Source organism: Pseudomonas sp. MS646 (genome assembly GCF_036693845.1).
Classification (GTDB): Bacteria; Pseudomonadota; Gammaproteobacteria; order Pseudomonadales; family Pseudomonadaceae; genus Aquipseudomonas; species Aquipseudomonas chlororaphis_E.
Genome location: NZ_CP144763.1, coordinates 3,994,637 through 4,009,916, shown reverse-complemented (window position 1 = coordinate 4,009,916; position 15,280 = coordinate 3,994,637). Strand labels below are relative to the sequence as shown.

The following is a 15,280-nucleotide window of genomic DNA, read 5'->3' as shown; positions in this document are numbered from 1 at the left end:
TAATCCACTGCATTCACCCCCGCCCAAACCGCTCCCGATACACCGAAGGCGCCAACCCGACCACGCTGCGAAACGCCACGCGAAAGCTTTCCACCGAACGGTAGCCACACAACTGGGCGATGTTGTCGGTGTTGTCTTCGGTGCTTTCCAGCAGCTCGCGGGCGCGGGCCAGGCGTTCGTGTTGCAGCCAGGCCTTGGGCGACACGCCGCAAGCCTGGGTGAAATGGCGCAGGAAGGTGCGTTCGCTCATGGCCGCCTGGCTGGCCAGTTCGCGCACGCCGAGGGGTTCGTGCAGGCGCTCGCGGGCCCATTGCATGACGCTCGACAGGTCGCTGCGAGGCGTGCGACTGACCGGCGAAGGAATGAACTGCGCCTGTCCGCCGGTCCTTTGCGGTGACATCACCAAGCGCCGTGCCACCGTGTTGGCGACCTGGACGCCATAGTCCCGCGCCACCAGGTGCAGGCAGGCATCGATGCCGGCGGCGCTGCCGGCCGAGGTGATGACCTGGCCGGAGTCCACGTACAACACGTCCGGGTCCACCCGGATGGCGGGGAAGCGCTCGGCCAGTTCGTCGGTGTAGCGCCAGTGAGTGGTGGCGCCGAGCCCATCGAGCAGGCCGGCCGCCGCCAGGACGAACGCCCCCGAACAGATCGACAACAGCCGCGCGCCACGGGCGTGGGCCCGGCGCAGCGCCTCCAGCAAGGCTTCGGACGGCGGCTCGCTGCGGCTGCGCCAACCGGGCACGACAATGGTCCGGGCCGTGTCGAGCAGTTCCATGCCGCCATCGGCGAGGATCTGGAAGCCGCCCATGGCACGCATCGGGCCGTCATCCACCGCGACGATCCGGTGCACGTACCAGGGAAACTCGAACTCGGGACGTTCCAGCCCGAAAATCTCGACGGCGACGCCGAATTCGAAGGTGCACAAGCCGTCGTAGGCAAGGATCGCGACCAGGCCGGAGGTAGGCTGCATTTGTCGGAAAATTCCCAGAGAGTGTCGTATGCGCCACTGTAGCGGTAACCCAGGGGCGGATAAAGTCTGTCCATGCCCTCATCACCTTGGAGTACACACGATGACTAGCCTGGTTCGCGAAGTGCCTGCCGCCCCGTCCGATATCGCCCTGGAGCATTTCCGCCGGCGCCTGTCGTTCGAAACCGATTGTTCCGACGTCCACGCCAGCCAGCAGGCCGGCGAGCTCGACTTTGTCCTGGTGGACGTCCGCGGACCGTCGGCCTACGAGCGCGGGCATGTGCCCGGGGCGATCAACCTGCCGACCCGCACGCTCACCGCCCAGGCCCTGGCGGCGTACCCCAAGGCCACGCTGTTCGTGGTGTATTGCGCCGGCCCGCATTGCAACGGTGCGAACAAGGCGGCGGTTCGCCTGGCGACCTTGGGTTACCCGGTCAAGGAAATGATCGGCGGCGTCATGGGCTGGCTCGATGAAGGGTTTCGCCTGACCGGCCTGGTGGAGCGAGTGGCGGACCAGGCCGTGCGCTGCGATTGCTGATACGGGCCCCCCGGCTGGCCGGGCGTTTGCTCAGCGCCGCATTCGAACGAGGTCATCCATGGCCGACAGGAAGCGTTGAACGTCGTCTTGAGAGGTGTAATGCGCGAGGCTGATCCTGGCCACGCCGTCATGCTCGTCAACACCCAGGGCCCGAACGGTCTGCGGGCTGAAGTGATGACCATGCCAGAGACGAATGCCTTGTTCGGCCATGTACCGGGAAATCATCTCGCTGGGTGTCGACGCCAGGGTAAAGGCCACGGTCGGCACCCGGCGTTCCCGTGCCTGGGCTGCGTGGTAGCCATGGATATGAACGCCTTTGAAGCTGCCCAACCCCTCCAGGGCTGACTGCACCAGCCGTTGCTCGTATTCGATGATGGCGTGCATCCCAGCGACAATCTGCTGCCGCTTGCCCGTCTGCTCGCCGCCCGTGCCAAACTCGCGGCCGATCCAGGCCAGGTGTTCGATGGCACCGAGGATTCCGGCGATGGCCTCGCGGCTCTTGCTCCCGGTTTCGAATTTATAGGGTGGTTTATCGGTCGTGGGCCGGGGTTTGTAGGGCATGAGCCTTTCGAGCAAGGCCAGGCGGCCCCAGAGGATCGCGTGATGGGGGCCGTGGAGCTTGTGCGATGAACACACCAGGAAGTCACACTGCAGGGCCTGCACGTCGATCACCCCATGGGGCGCGAACTGAACCGCATCGACATAGACCACCGCGCCTTTGCGCCTGGCCAGGGCGGCCACCGCGGCGACATCATTGATCGTGCCGGTGACGTTGTTCGCATAGCTCAACGCGACGACCTTGGTCCGATCCGTGATGATCGAGTCCATGTCGGCAATGCTGAAACCGTAGGCAAGGGGATCGAACGGCAGCCAGCGAACGTTCAGTTCCAGGTCTTTGGCTAATTCGAGCCAGGGCGAAATATTGGCTTCATGGTCGGACTGGGTCAGGACAATCTCATCACCTTTGCCAAGGCTTCGCCCCAGGCAACGTGAGAGATGGAACGTCAGCGTCGTCATGTTCTGGCCGAACACGATTTCCTCGGCACAGTGGGCATTGACCAGTGCGGCGGCTGCGCACCGAGCTTGGTCGATGGCGTCTTGTGCCATGACCGATGTCGAGAAATGGCCGCCCAGGTTGGCGTTGTGTTCAATCGCGGCCTCGACGCTGGCCGCAAGGGCACGCTTGCACATCTGGGTGCCGGCGGCGCTGTCGAGAAACACGCTGTCACGCGCCGAGGCCAGGGAGAACACCGGAAACTGTTGCCTGATACGCTCGATATCCAACATGTCGATCCTTCGTGATGGCGACTGAGGCTGTTCAGGCTTTCAAGTCGCTGAGGCTGATGCCCTGGGCCAGCAGCAAGTCCCTGATCCGATCCGATTCCGCCCAGTTCCTTTCGTTACGGGCCACGTTACGCGCGGCGATCAATTGGCTTTGTTCCGATGTCAGGCGGGTGGCCTGGGCGTCGAACAAACCGATGTCCAGCACCGCGTTGAAACTGCGCAGCAGGTCGATGCGTTCCGATTCAGTCAGCTCACTGGACTTGATCACCCACCAGAACTCGGCCATGGCGCTGGGGGTGTGCAGGTCCTTTTCCAGCGCAGCGAAGAACCTTCGATAGGACGCGGCATGCCTGGCCGAAAAAGCCTCGCCGACAGGGCCGCTGTTTTCCAGGGCGCTGCTGATCCGTCGCCGAGCTTTCTGCAAGGCCGTGGCGACGTCATCCAGTGCTTCCCATGAAAAAGCCAGGGCGCTGCGATAATGCGAGCCCAGCACCAGCAAGCGGAACGCGCAGGGGTCGTAGCCTTTGTCCACCAGCGAGTCCACCGTGAGGAATTCCCCGCTGGACTTGGACATTTTCTCTGTCTCCACATTGAGGAACTCGCAGTGGAACCAGTAGTTGACCCAGCGGTGACCGAAGCAGCATTCCGATTGTGCGATCTCGTTGGAATGGTGGACGTTGATATGATCGATACCGCCGCAATGGATATCGATCCTGTCACCCAGGTACTTGCTGGCCATGGCCGAGCACTCGATGTGCCAGCCGGGAAATCCCAGGCCCCAGGGAGATTCCCACTTCATGATCTGGCCCGGAAACTTCGAGGTCGAAAACCATAAGGCGAAGTCCGCTTGCGAGCGCTTCAACGGGTCGTGACTGACGCGTTCGGTGGCGCGTTGCTCGTCCAGCACCAGTTGCCCGAGTTCGTGATAGGCCGGGAATTTTTCCACGCTGAAATAGACATTCCCGGCGCTTGCATAGGCCACGCCTTTTTCCAGCAGGCGTTCGATCAGCGCGATGATTTCGGGGATATGCTGCGTCGCCCGGCACACCACGTCCGGGCGGGTGATATTCAACAGGCCGCAGTGGCGAAAAAAGGCGTCCTCGTAGAATTGAGCAATCTGCCAAGGGGTCTTGTTCTCGCGAGCGGCACCCACCATCAATTTGTCGTCGCCGGCGTCGGCGTCGGATTGCAGGTGCCCGACATCGGTGATGTTCATGACGTGCTTGACCGTCCAGCCGCGATGACGCAGGGTCTTGGCCAGCACATCTTCGAAGATGTACGTGCGCATGTTCCCGATGTGCGCATAGTGGTAGACCGTGGGGCCGCAGGCATACAGGCCTACCTGGTTTTCAACGATCGGCGTGAAGGGGACGACGGTCCTTCCCAGGGTATTGAATAGTTCCATTTTCCAACTCTTGCGTTGAGGGGGCATCGACGCCCCTGGCCATCCGGTTCAGCGCCCGGAGGAAGTCGTATTGCCCTGTCGGTCGAGATCCAGCCAATGATGGACACTCTCGCGATCCCAGGCCCGCAGCGCATAATCCTTCAACGTCTGGGGAACCGGATCGCCGTTGTAGATGAGCCTGTTCAACATGCCGGCGGCGTCGACGTCGGCGATGCACCACTCGTTGAAAAGAAACGCCTTGCCGTCCCGCAGGCTATGGGACAAGGTCTCGACCAGTCGCCGGGCATCGGCCACCGCCAATGGCCCCAGCGGTTCCTTTGACGGTGCGATGAAGATGGTCTCGGTGGGCCGGTTGCCGCGCAGGTTGAAGAAGTCGCTTCTCAGCCAGGCCTGGACTTGCCGGGCTTGGGCTCGGGCTTGAACGTCAACCGGAAACAGCCGGGCCTGCGGCGCAATGTCGTTCAGGTACTCGGCGATGGCGGACGATTCAGCCAGCGAAAACGCCCCATCCACCAGCGTCGGCACGCGGTGGGTGAGCGAGATCCCGGTGAATGGCGGCCGCTGGTGATCGCCTTGGGAAAGGTCGAGGTAGTGCAGGTCGAAATCGAACCGGCACTCCTTGAGCGCTACGAACGCGCACATGGCAAAGGGCGACGTGCATTGATGATCCACGTATAGCTTCATTGAGTCTTGCTCCATCCCGATCAAGGTCAGCAGGCTTGTGCGACCGCTGCCTGGCTGAGTTGCACGTCGAAGAAACCGGTGTCCTCGGCCTCTTTTTGCCGGATCCACAGGTAGTCGGCGTAGGTGACCGCAGGGTCTTCGTGAACCAGATAGATGAAGCCGTAGTTGGTCGAGATCCCGATGGTAGGCGCAACGCTGGCGCCAATTTCCGGGGCCCTGATCATCTTGAAGAAACTTGGCCTGGCGCTCAGTTCGTCAAGCCAACGACGATGGATCACCTGGCCGGAAACGCTGTTGATCATCCCGATGACTTCGCACGTCGCGTTCGACCGGTTGACTTTCTCCAGCATCGAATGGAACACCTCGGGATCGGCATAGCAGGCCGCGCAGAGATTGACGGCGTTGACGCCGCGCACGCGCGTCATCGCGCTGAGCTCCTGGGTTCCCATCATCCGGGCTGCCCACTCGATCAGCATCGGACCGTTGTTCGTCACCATCACCTCCAGGAACGAAGGGCCGATGTCGACGCCGAATGCATCCAGGCATTGGTGAACGTAGGCGATGATGGGGGCCGCTTCCTCCGAGAGCAGGTCGATCAGCACTTCACGGTCGTTGACCACCCCGGCGCCTGGCACGGGCTTGCGAGTGTCGCGCCAGATCTCGAAGACAAAATGTTCACCGTCTCGGGACACCGCCTGCACCAGGTACTGTTGGCCAGCCAGGTACTCCATCGCCAGCAGCGTGTCGTTGATGAGCCCCATTTCGTTGAGGCGCCCCAGCTCCTTGTCCACCGCGTGACGCACCTGCGCGATCTCGTAGCAGAAATGGATACCGTCCGCCCCGGCGCTGTTGACCGGCTTGATGACCACCGGCCAGCCGTCGATCGTCTCGATCGCCGTCTCGACCTCACTCATCTGATGGATCAAGGCGACCCGGGCCGCCGGGATGCCCATCTGATGCAGCCGCTTGGCCATGTGCCATTTGTCCCGGCGGCAGGCTGACAGCGCCGTGCCATTGCCAGGCGTGCCCATCAGTTCGCTGAGCTGGTCGGCCAGCTCCACGCCGGACTCGCATCCGGGAATGATGAACATCGGGTCGAATTCGGCCAAGGCATCCGTCAGCGCCTTGAGGTCCTGCGTCGCGACGAATCGCTGCTGGAAATCCCCCGGCCTGTAACTGTCCACGTCATATTCGAGTATTTCGGCGGATGTCTGCACATGGATGCAGGTTATGCCATACAACTTGAGTTCGTCCGCCAGGCTTGCCCCGGTCGAGTAGGCATCGACGATAACCGCGTATTTCATGTTCTAACTCCTTCGACTGAAAGGCGACTCAGGTGGGAATAGCCGTTGTAGGTCGCGGCCAGGCAGATGAGGACCACGCCGGCGAAACTGAACGCTGAAAAGGCCAGTCTCGAATCAACGGTTTGAAAAATGATGGTGAACAACGGGGCGGCCGCGAGGATGGCTTCCGTGGTCACGGGCTCGCAGCGCTTTATGCCTTCTTGCAGCAAGAGCAACGGCAGGATCACGCCGACGAAGGCCAACAGGACCAAGGCATCGAGATGATCGATGACGGCGCCGACCTTGCTCAGGTTCAAACAGGTGTAGACGCCGGTCACCGCCAGCAACAGGTAGAACCGATGGGCATAGAGATAGTGGCTCGACGCCCCATGATCCGCGACGACCTTCGAGAGAATGCTGGTCAAGGCCATGGCGACACCGCACACCAGCATCATCAGGTAGCCCAGCAGCACCTGGTCGCTGTCGACCTCATCCTTGACGGCGGTGCGTCCGTCCATCGAGACCCACCCCAGGTAGACACTGGCCAGTGCGATGACAAGCGCGGCGATATAGTCGGCCGGGATCATGATCGCCGTGGGACGCAACAGCTTGTTCAGCACCAGCGTCGAAATGATCCCGACCCCGCCCACCAGCGCACTGACGATGGCCGGCTCCACCCATTTCAATGCCAGCAGAAAGGATATCCAGAGCGCGGCGGAACTGATGTTCAACATCACCAGGCACCGGCGCACGGAAGCCTTTTTTGCAGGGCTGGCAAGCAGGGCAGGCGTCGAGCGTTTCCGGGCCATGTAGCCGAAAAAGAACACCGGCCAGGCGACGGCGAACAACACGAATGTCGCGATGACACTGTCGAGCCTTTGCAGCAGGATCCCGAAATACACTTCCTTGAGCCCATCGATCACGTTGACGAGCATCAACGCCGTGATCCCTACAAACAGAGCGTGTGCAGTGCGCATGGTACGGATTCCAATCAAGAACGCGGTCATAGGGCAGTGAGTGTGCGAATGTTCCCTTTTCTCGATTGCTTGTAGCGTTGCAGCAGGGTTTGTGCCGGCAATGTCCTGGACAACTTCCCGACCTCGTCCAGGCCGCTCTGAATGTCGCCCAGGATGCGCGCGAGTGCAGGCTCCGACAGCGTGTCGAGCGGGTGGGCCCTGAGGCGTTCATTCCCGTGTAAATGCTCCAGCAGGGCATAGGTAATGATGTCGGCCACCGTTGGCGGGTTGATCACGAAGCCGATGGAAAAGGACTCTTCATGGGCGACCGTGGCATGCCAATAGCCCCGGGGCATGAAGGTCGTGGTCCCGGGCCTGACCAGCCGCTCCTCGTGGCCCTCGGGCATTGTCCGCGGCAGTTGTGCGCCGGTGTAGGGATGCGTGCCTTGCTGGTAGAAGCGGTTCGGGTTATTCGGGAAAAACGGGTAGATGGGGTCCGGCAGCGAAGTGTTTTCGGCAAACCTCCAGGTCTTTTCGCCTTTGATCTGGATCATGAAGTTGGTTTCATGATCGAAGTGCGTCGCCACTTCCACGCCATGGTTGGCCGCGAACGCCTCGCAGCTCACATAGTGCCGCGGGATGTCGAGTGTCTTGGCCAGTTCATCGCAGGCGAGGGAGATCGCGGGCAGCGCTTCCAGATCCTTTATGTAAACCATCGCGGCGCCATCGTTGTACGGCGCCAGGGCATCGGCGGACCTGGCCACGGTAATACGCTTGCCACCTGGAAAGAGCAGGTCGACGGGCCCTGGCAGGGCCTTGAACAACGCGCGGATGTCCTGGAATTCTTCCAGGGCCGACAATTGTGTAAAGCGGCTCATGGCACCGTCGGCGACGTATGAGCGCTTGGGCCAGCATGTGTCGAGGAACACCTCGGTCTGGTCGCCAAACATCTGCTGCAGAATATTCATCACGCTTTCTATCCTCGAAGCGGCGCGCAGGGCGCGCCGCATTTTTTCATTACACGGCCGCGGCCACTGGCTGAGCCTGCGTGGTGGCGTAGGCGGCGTCGGCGCGCTTGTTCAGGTAGCCCTCGTAGACGCGGGCCAGCTCATCGCTGCGGGTTTTCAGCTGATGGGTGGCGCTGGCGAAAAGCGCTTGTTGCTCGTCTCGCGACAGGCCGACCATTTCACCCTCGGCGCGGCCCAGTGCGTTGAACAGGAGCTTGGCGAGCAGTTCGGTTTCCGAGCGCTCATGGCCGATGCGCTGGCAGATGGTTTCGACAACCGCGGCATGATCGTGGAAGTGCCAGCCCAAGCGGCAAAGACGGAATTTCACCGAGACAGGCGAGTCTTCCCACCAGTTCAGCGAGGCGTCGAGTTCGGCGTCGGTGATCCCCGAGAACTCTTCCACCAATTGCTGGTGGCGTTTTTCCCAGAGGGTCAGCAACGACTGGATACTGCCGAAGTTATAGGGCGCCGGGCCATGGATCTTCCAGTTGACCAGCGCCGGGCTGACGTTTTCAGAGTGGCGGATGCCCGTCCGGCTGGCTTCCAGGGTGGAACGGATCGCAGGGGAGTGAGCCCAGAACTCGGCCATCACGCAGTGGACGATGTTGTTGCGGATCGTCCGCTGCTTGCCGAGGGTGTAGTTCTGATGCAGGTGCTGCTGATCGTACTCTGGACCCTTCAGGCCAATGAGGCTGGCCTGCAGGTCCCGGAAGGACACCTGCCAATCGCGGATGATCATTTGCGCACGAGTCAGGCTGCGGCCTTGTGCCGCGCGTTTCTGCGCCGCATCGGTCGCGACATCCAGCAGCATCTGGTAGATGCCCAGGCACAACTCACGCAGGCAGTCGGTGTAATGGGCCCAGCCACCTTCGCCCTGGACGCCCGGCCAGTCGACCATCAACTCATGGTCCGGCACCTGGATCAGCGTATTGCAGAAGCGCCGGACTTCGCGGGCAATGGCGGTCTGCGCGATACCGTCTTCAGACACGCTGTCTTCAGGATACTGTCCGCGGGCCTGCACGATAGGCAGCCAATAAGCCGCTTCGCGCACCGCCACGCTGGCCGTATTGCTGGCGTTCAGCGCTTTTCGCAACTTCGATTCGGCGATGGAGTAGTTGAAGCTGGCCATGGCCTGCTTGGCCAGGCCGACCGACAGTTGAGAAGCGGTTTCGCTGGCGTCGATGTCACCTTCGACATCGTGATGCACGCGGCAGTACCCGAGGTCGAGTCGCGTATGGAGCGGAGCACCGAGGAATTTATGGTAGATGTCCCCGTCGCTGGAAATCAGTTGCAGAACCGGCGACATGATGAAGATGTGGCTTCCCACCAACTCGGAAATGCGTGGATCGGGTTTGGAGTTTTCCACTTCAACCCATACCGGAATCGTTGAGTCATTGACCGCGCCGATAAGCTGGGTGTCGTTGAAAACATTGTCCACCAAGCGGTTACAACCACCGCAGGATTGGCTATGGAAATAAATCAGGATCGGCTTGCCAGTCGATTTGGACTGCTCGATGGCGTGGACGTAAGACGTGTGGTGGATCCAGTCAATCTTGTTGGTTTCGCTCATTTCTATGCTTCCATTCACGGTGGTTGAACATTTATTTGACGGATTTCAGGACATCGTCGAGCAGTTGTGTCCGCGTCGCCGGATTCGTCCAGAGCGCTTGGGCATCCGCGGTGAGGGTGTGGAGCGGGTCGCAGTAGAGAAAAACCTGGTCTTTCTTCACGGCTGGCGCGCGATAGGCGGCGATACCCAGGTAGGGGTCGTAGTAGTCGAAGCTATGGATATCGCGCTTGCCGCCACCGCCGGGCAGATCCACGATGAAGTGCGGGGTGTTGTGTCCGGCAATCAGGCCACGGGTGGATTTCTCCAGGGCGATCGAATCCCCAAGGCTCGTTCTGAGTGCTTCGACGCCACGAATCATGTCCCCCTGAAAGCAGTAATAGGGACGCACGTTCAAGTAGGCGAGGCATTCGTTCAGACGGTGCATGGTCTGCGGGTTGTCATTGACGCCTTTGAGGATGACGGCCTGGTTCCTGACCTCGACGCCACGCTCATAGAGCATCCCCAGGGCCTTGGCGGTGATCGCCGTTATTTCGTTCGGATGGTTGAAGTGCGTGTGTATCGCAATCGACTTGTGCATCTTCCTCGCCCGGTCCGACAAGCGTGAGATGGCATCGGTCCAGTCGTGATCGCTCTGGATCTTCATCGGCAATACAGCCAGCCCCTTCGTGGCGAAACGCATACGCCGTACGTGGGGAGCGTCCAGCAGTCGTTCACCGATCTCGGTGATCTGACGGGCCTTGAGTCGATAGGCATCGCCGCCCGAGATCACCACGTCCTCGACGCTGGCGTTGGCTTCTATGTAGCGCAAGGCCGGCTCCCAGCGCTCGCCGGGGGCGTTGATCTTCGTCTTGGTCACCGCATCGGTGTCCAGCCCCACCGCGTAGCTGCGGGTGCAATAGCGGCAATAGACCGGGCATACGTTGGTGGCCAGGAACAACACGCGATCGGGGTAGCGATGGGTCAGCCCCGGGGCCGGAGAGTCGTTCTGTTCGCCCATGGGGTCGAGTTTCACCATGGGATGATCGACACAGATCTCCGAGGCCAGCGGCAGAAACTGGCGCCGCAACGGGTCCAGGTAGGGGTTGTCCCAGTCGATCAGCGAGAGGATGTAAGGCGTCAGTCGGATAGACATCGGCGCCATCCGATGACCTTCTTCAAGGTCTTTCAGGAACGCGGCACTGATCCTGTTCTTGATCAATGCACCCAGTGCGCCGACGCTGGTAATGGCATTTTTTTCTTGCCACAGATGATTGAGGAACAACTCGGCGTCAATATCTTTCCAATGATCCAGGTCGCGCCAGAACTCATCACTTCGAAAAGCATAGCGCAGCGATAACAAGGGTGTCAGACGCTGGCCCTGGGAAGAATGGGCAATCAATGACTTTAGTTGAAAGTCAGCAAAGTCATAATCCACAATGTTACTTGACATTTGTTGTCGTCCCTTTCAAGTGGCGGCGTCCATAGACTGACAATACTTAATATTTATTTCGAATCAAGGTGCCGTTTTATTTATTTTTCAGCACTTTTTTAAAGGCGAAAGTGTTCGTATTGCATAAAGCTGATTGCAATTTTTTTTGCCTCGGACATAACCAGGCCAAGCGCTGTTATCGAGTGCGTAATGATCTACGCTACTCAGGGGCGCCTGAAAGGGTTATTGAAGATGAGCGATCGTTTTAATTAGGCACGGTGCCCGATTTCGCTTCTTGATGAATGACTGCCGTCGAGGCCGCAACAACGTTTGGTTGAGGCTGTGCCGGGGTTGAAGACGGGGTCGCGGAAGATTGCACCAGGTACTGCGCCACATTGGCGATGTCCTGGTCACTGAGGGACTTGGCTACCGTCACCATGACCGGTGATGGACGCGAGGCATCACGGAAGGCGCGCAGTTGCGTCTCCACATACTTGGCAAATTGTCCCGCCAGTTTGGGGTACTCGGCGTTTTCAGACGCGCCAGCCGTGCCATGGCAGGTAGAGCAGGCGACGATGCCGCGGGTGTGGTCGCCCCCGTTGAAGAGCCGTTCCCCGGCCCCGACGTCAACGGCTGCGGAGACAGCCGGTTCGTCGAATGGGCAGGCGTCTGGCTGGGCTTTGACGACGCCCCCCATCTGTGTGCAGGTGCCTTTGGGCACGGCGACCCACTCGCGTGGATCGTTGTCGACCTTGCTCATCTCCGAGCAGTCATGCAGGCAACTGCTGTCGGAACAATCGTTGTGGCCTGCCTTGGCTACGCCGTAGCACACCTCGGTTTCTGCCGGTTTCTCAGCGGCCACCTCGGCCAGCGAAGCACTGCTGATGGAGGCCAACGCAGTGGCTACCAGAATATCCTTTAGATTCATCACGCAAGTTCCCGGTCAAGGTTTTTATACAGTCATTTATTTTTATAAGCCCATCGCGCACGCGAACGGGCCGTACGGCTGTCCGTCTGGACATACATATTCAACGTTCGGCGCAATATCGATGTTCAATCAGGGTTTGACAGTGCTGCGACAAGCAAACTTGATCAGCACGGCGTGCCGGCATTGTGTTTGCAAGAAATCAGGAATGACAAGGCGGAAGGTTGCAATACGTTGGCGCCGTTTGCGCAAAGTTGATTCGTTCGAGTAGCTGGTTCGATACATTTACCGCTCCCTTTTTGTACAGGTCGCCTCGGGCAACTTGTTCGGAATCCGTTCCTGACCGACTGCATCGCTCGTTCGTTTATCGAAACAGCCATGGGTCTGTCGTATCTTCACCGCGAAATCAAATGTATTGCTTTAGTGCGAGTTTGCAAGGTGCTTTCTATTTGTAGTCCACGGTCAGGATATGTCTAATCGATATAAGCTTATAAGATGTTTCAAGATGTAACAGGATTTGCCCGTCCTTTCACAGCAGGGGCCTGGGCCCCAGCAGGACGGGTTCATGGGGACACAGGTGACCGATACAGGTGCGTGGACTGGGCTCAGGGGACGGCAGTCAGCAAACCATCGTTCAGCCAGCGGGTGAGCAGGGCCGCGCTGTCGACAAGGTGCGCCTGACCCTGCGCGCCGTAACACGCCTGGGCGGCGAGTAACGCTTCGCCCAGGGTCGCGCCTTGCGCCAAGCGCTCCAGCGCGGCGGCTTCCCAGGGTTCGACCTCGCGTGCTTCGACATTCCAGCCGTTTCGATAGACGAGGGCGGTGCAGGCGTGGCGGTTCACTGAGGGTAGAGGCTGGCCCTGCCGGCGATGGGCGGACCATATCGCGACCACCGGCCATTCGCAGGGCAGCAACCTGCAGCTCGGCGGCAGGGTGAACCTTTGGCTGTCCAGCTCAGCGCTGCTCATTGCGGCCAGTGCGTGGGGACCAAGTGGTGTGGCGTCGCGGGCGGCAGCGGCCAGATGAATGACCCATTCCAACGACGCCACCGCCGCAAAGTAAGGGTAGGGCGCTACGGGGCCATAGTGTTCGAGGAAACTCGGCAGACGCTCGCCGAACATGCCCAGGTCGGGATGCTGCGATGGGTAGCGCCGTCCATACTCGTAGGCGAGCGAGCGGAAGAACGGATCGCCCACCAGCGCCTTGATGACGGGATAGGTCAAGGCCAACGACTGTTCCTGGTGCCGCCAGAGCCCGCTGCGATAACGCGCGAAGCGTCGCTGATTGCCCGCGCTTGCGGTCTCTAACCATCCCGGTGGAAGGGCCGGGGGCGATGAACAATCATCCAGCGCCTGGGTAAAGCCGAGTTGCAGCGCCGCCAGCTCTTCACGTGTCATGCAACACCTCCCGGGCGATCGTGCGCGCGATCTCGACTTGGTCGAGCAGTTCGCCCAGGGGCGGCAGGCGGGTGTCCCATTCAACCAGTACCGGGACCGGGCCAAACCGGCGCAATGCGCTGCGATACAGCGACCAGACTGGCTCCGCCACCGCGCTGCCGTGATCGTCGATCAGCAAGTCCTCTTCCTGGCTGTGGCCTGCCAGGTGAAATTCGCGGACAGCCGAATCATCCAGGGCTTCCAGGGCGGCGAGGGCGCATTCGCCGTGGTTGCACTGGTTGACGTAAAGGTTATTGAGGTCGAGCAGCACCGCGCTGCCGGTGCGTTTCACCACTTCGGCGAGGAACTGGGCTTCGCCCAGGGTATCGCCGTGGTAGCGCAGGCTGGTGGAAATGTTTTCCAGCAACAACTGTTGGCCCAATGCATCCTGGACCTGGTCGACCCGATCACAGACCAGCTCCAGCGAGGCTTCAACCAAAGGGAGCGGCAGCAGGTCGTTGAGGCACCGGCCTTCAATCGCCCCCCAGCTCAAGTGCTCGGAAACCAGAAACGGATGCACCTGAGCCGCCAGGTGTCGTATGCGTTCGACATGGGCGCTGGAAAAACCATGCACCGAGCCGATCCCCAGGCCGACACCGTGCAGGCTGATGGGATATCGTTGCGCCAGGCGTTGAAGAATATGCAGGTCCTTGCCGCCTGGCCCCAGGTAGTTCTCCGTATGCACTTCAAGCCAGTCAACGGGGGGATGGCCGTCGAGGAACGCTTGATAATGAGGGGCCCTGAGGCCGATACCAATCCGTGGTAATGAGCGCACTGTCTGACTCGCTTGTCGATGGTCGCCGCTGATCATAGCGCAGTGCCGGATAGAATTGAGCAACCGCCGATAACCGCTGTCTACCGCCGGCACGGTGTCTGCCGTGGGGTTATCGAACGATGGAGGAAGACCGATGTATAAAGCGCTCACCCTGTTTCTGTTGCTGGTTTCGTCCGGGTTGCAGGCGCAACCGTCACTGCAAACGGACTTGCCGCTCAACTACCTGGCCCAGGCCGATGAGCAGGCCCGCAACCGACCGCTGGTGATCTTCCTGCACGGCTCCGGCAGCAACGAACAGGACCTGTTCGCACTCAAGGACGAGCTGCCCCAGCACTATAACTACCTCTCGGTGCGCGCACCGAAAACCATGGAGCCGGGGCACTACCAATGGTTTGCCAAGGCCGGCGAGGGCGCCTACGACGGTGACGCCTCGGACCTGAAGGCCAGCGGCCAGTTACTGTTGGACTTCATCGAAAAGGCCCGAGCCAAGTACCCCACCGATGCGAGCAATGTCTACCTGGTGGGGTTCAGCCAGGGGGCGATGATGAGCTATGAAGTGGCCCTGCGGCACCCCGAGGCCGTCGGTGGCATTGCCGCGATGGGCGGGCGGGTCCTGTCGGTGCTGCGCGGGCAATTGAGCCCGGAAGAGTCGCGCCGCACGCTGGCGGTGTTCATCGGCCATGGCACGGTAGACCCGATCATTCCCTACCATGACGGCACCGAGGCCGATTCCTTCCTGAAGACCCTGGCGCTGGAACCGGAATTCCATGCCTACCTTGGGCTTGGTCACAACATCAGTGCGCAGGAAGTGCAGGACTTACGGGCGTGGTTGGAACGGCTCAATCCCTAGAAAACCCGGTTGGATGTGGCGATGCCATCGCGAGCAGGCCTTCTCCCACAGTTTGATCGGGGTGGGCTTCGATACTTCGGCCGAAACAAGCCCCTGTGGGAGCGGGCTTGCCCGCGAATGCGTCGTGTCAGCTTGCATCAATACTGAATGTGCCATTGTCTTCGCGAGCAAGCCCGCTCCCACATTTTA

Annotated in this window: 14 protein-coding genes; 2 read left to right on the top strand and 12 right to left on the bottom strand. The window is 60.5% G+C overall.

Translation table 11 applies throughout. The features are described from left to right. Positions 1–13 precede the first annotated feature (13 nt). Complete coding sequence (gene ftrA, locus V3H56_RS17520) at positions 14–973, bottom strand: transcriptional regulator FtrA (protein ID WP_042729691.1); 960 nt, start codon at positions 971–973, stop codon at positions 14–16. A gap of 100 nt (positions 974–1,073) precedes the next feature. On the opposite strand from ftrA, the gene V3H56_RS17515 reads away from it, so the two are divergent. Continuing rightward, positions 1,074–1,508: a rhodanese-like domain-containing protein gene (locus V3H56_RS17515; RefSeq protein WP_042729692.1), complete on the top strand. Its 435-nt coding sequence runs from the start codon at positions 1,074–1,076 to the stop codon at positions 1,506–1,508. A gap of 30 nt (positions 1,509–1,538) precedes the next feature. Here V3H56_RS17515 and V3H56_RS17510 read toward each other — a convergent pair whose 3' ends face one another. The 11 genes from V3H56_RS17510 to V3H56_RS17460 all read right to left on the bottom strand — a co-directional run bounded on the left by V3H56_RS17510 (position 1,539) and on the right by V3H56_RS17460 (position 14,241). Continuing rightward, the gene (locus tag V3H56_RS17510) at positions 1,539–2,795 is read right to left on the bottom strand and encodes a cysteine desulfurase-like protein (protein WP_338473678.1); all 1,257 of its coding nucleotides are present in this window, start codon (positions 2,793–2,795) and stop codon (positions 1,539–1,541) included. Positions 2,796–2,826: 31 nt separating this feature from the next. Continuing rightward, a complete protein-coding gene (gene cysS / locus V3H56_RS17505; protein WP_338473677.1) occupies positions 2,827–4,197 on the bottom strand; it encodes a cysteine--tRNA ligase in 1,371 nt (456 codons plus the stop codon). A gap of 48 nt (positions 4,198–4,245) precedes the next feature. Then, a complete protein-coding gene (gene yfcF / locus V3H56_RS17500) occupies positions 4,246–4,881 on the bottom strand; it encodes a glutathione transferase (RefSeq protein ID WP_234407926.1) in 636 nt (211 codons plus the stop codon). A 26-nt stretch (positions 4,882–4,907) separates the two neighbouring features. Further along, positions 4,908–6,185, bottom strand: a complete 1,278-nt coding sequence (locus V3H56_RS17495; RefSeq protein WP_338473676.1) for an ATP-grasp domain-containing protein — start codon at positions 6,183–6,185, stop codon at positions 4,908–4,910. Continuing rightward, positions 6,182–7,141: an EamA family transporter gene (locus tag V3H56_RS17490; protein ID WP_144419469.1), complete on the bottom strand. Its 960-nt coding sequence runs from the start codon at positions 7,139–7,141 to the stop codon at positions 6,182–6,184. The genes V3H56_RS17495 and V3H56_RS17490 overlap by 4 nt, the downstream gene beginning before the upstream one ends. 26 nt (positions 7,142–7,167) lie before the next feature. Then, on the bottom strand, positions 7,168–8,088 hold the full coding sequence (locus V3H56_RS17485) for a cupin domain-containing protein (protein ID WP_185057701.1): 921 nt from the start codon (positions 8,086–8,088) through the stop codon (positions 7,168–7,170). A gap of 49 nt (positions 8,089–8,137) precedes the next feature. Then, complete coding sequence (locus V3H56_RS17480; RefSeq protein WP_338473675.1) at positions 8,138–9,697, bottom strand: thioredoxin family protein; 1,560 nt, start codon at positions 9,695–9,697, stop codon at positions 8,138–8,140. Between the two features lie 31 nt (positions 9,698–9,728). Continuing rightward, positions 9,729–11,126, bottom strand: coding sequence for a KamA family radical SAM protein (locus tag V3H56_RS17475; protein ID WP_052497372.1), 1,398 nt, complete (start codon positions 11,124–11,126; stop codon positions 9,729–9,731). Between the two features lie 244 nt (positions 11,127–11,370). Next, the gene (locus tag V3H56_RS17470) at positions 11,371–12,033 is read right to left on the bottom strand and encodes a DUF2282 domain-containing protein (RefSeq protein WP_338473674.1); all 663 of its coding nucleotides are present in this window, start codon (positions 12,031–12,033) and stop codon (positions 11,371–11,373) included. 602 nt (positions 12,034–12,635) lie between these two features. Further along, positions 12,636–13,427 (bottom strand): DNA-binding domain-containing protein, encoded by a 792-nt coding sequence (locus V3H56_RS17465; protein WP_338473673.1) that lies wholly within the window; start codon positions 13,425–13,427, stop codon positions 12,636–12,638. Continuing rightward, positions 13,417–14,241: a DUF692 domain-containing protein gene (locus V3H56_RS17460; RefSeq protein ID WP_338473672.1), complete on the bottom strand. Its 825-nt coding sequence runs from the start codon at positions 14,239–14,241 to the stop codon at positions 13,417–13,419. The genes V3H56_RS17465 and V3H56_RS17460 overlap by 11 nt, the downstream gene beginning before the upstream one ends. A 133-nt stretch (positions 14,242–14,374) precedes the next feature. On the opposite strand from V3H56_RS17460, the gene V3H56_RS17455 reads away from it, so the two are divergent. Next, positions 14,375–15,091, top strand: a complete 717-nt coding sequence (locus V3H56_RS17455; RefSeq protein WP_042729702.1) for an alpha/beta fold hydrolase — start codon at positions 14,375–14,377, stop codon at positions 15,089–15,091. The last annotated feature ends 189 nt before the right edge of the window (positions 15,092–15,280 follow it).

Coding starts and splice junctions, on each gene's coding strand:
- V3H56_RS17480 (WP_338473675.1), bottom strand. CDS start 9,697: ATGAGCGAAACCAACAAGATTGACTGGATCCACCACACGTCTTACGTC.
- V3H56_RS17465 (WP_338473673.1), bottom strand. CDS start 13,427: ATGACACGTGAAGAGCTGGCGGCGCTGCAACTCGGCTTTACCCAGGCG.
- V3H56_RS17515 (WP_042729692.1), top strand. CDS start 1,074: ATGACTAGCCTGGTTCGCGAAGTGCCTGCCGCCCCGTCCGATATCGCC.
- yfcF (WP_234407926.1), bottom strand. CDS start 4,881: ATGAAGCTATACGTGGATCATCAATGCACGTCGCCCTTTGCCATGTGC.
- V3H56_RS17475 (WP_052497372.1), bottom strand. CDS start 11,126: ATGTCAAGTAACATTGTGGATTATGACTTTGCTGACTTTCAACTAAAG.
- V3H56_RS17490 (WP_144419469.1), bottom strand. CDS start 7,141: ATGCGCACTGCACACGCTCTGTTTGTAGGGATCACGGCGTTGATGCTC.
- V3H56_RS17470 (WP_338473674.1), bottom strand. CDS start 12,033: ATGAATCTAAAGGATATTCTGGTAGCCACTGCGTTGGCCTCCATCAGC.
- V3H56_RS17510 (WP_338473678.1), bottom strand. CDS start 2,795: ATGTTGGATATCGAGCGTATCAGGCAACAGTTTCCGGTGTTCTCCCTG.
- V3H56_RS17455 (WP_042729702.1), top strand. CDS start 14,375: ATGTATAAAGCGCTCACCCTGTTTCTGTTGCTGGTTTCGTCCGGGTTG.
- V3H56_RS17495 (WP_338473676.1), bottom strand. CDS start 6,185: ATGAAATACGCGGTTATCGTCGATGCCTACTCGACCGGGGCAAGCCTG.
- V3H56_RS17485 (WP_185057701.1), bottom strand. CDS start 8,088: ATGAATATTCTGCAGCAGATGTTTGGCGACCAGACCGAGGTGTTCCTC.
- ftrA (WP_042729691.1), bottom strand. CDS start 973: ATGCAGCCTACCTCCGGCCTGGTCGCGATCCTTGCCTACGACGGCTTG.
- cysS (WP_338473677.1), bottom strand. CDS start 4,197: ATGGAACTATTCAATACCCTGGGAAGGACCGTCGTCCCCTTCACGCCG.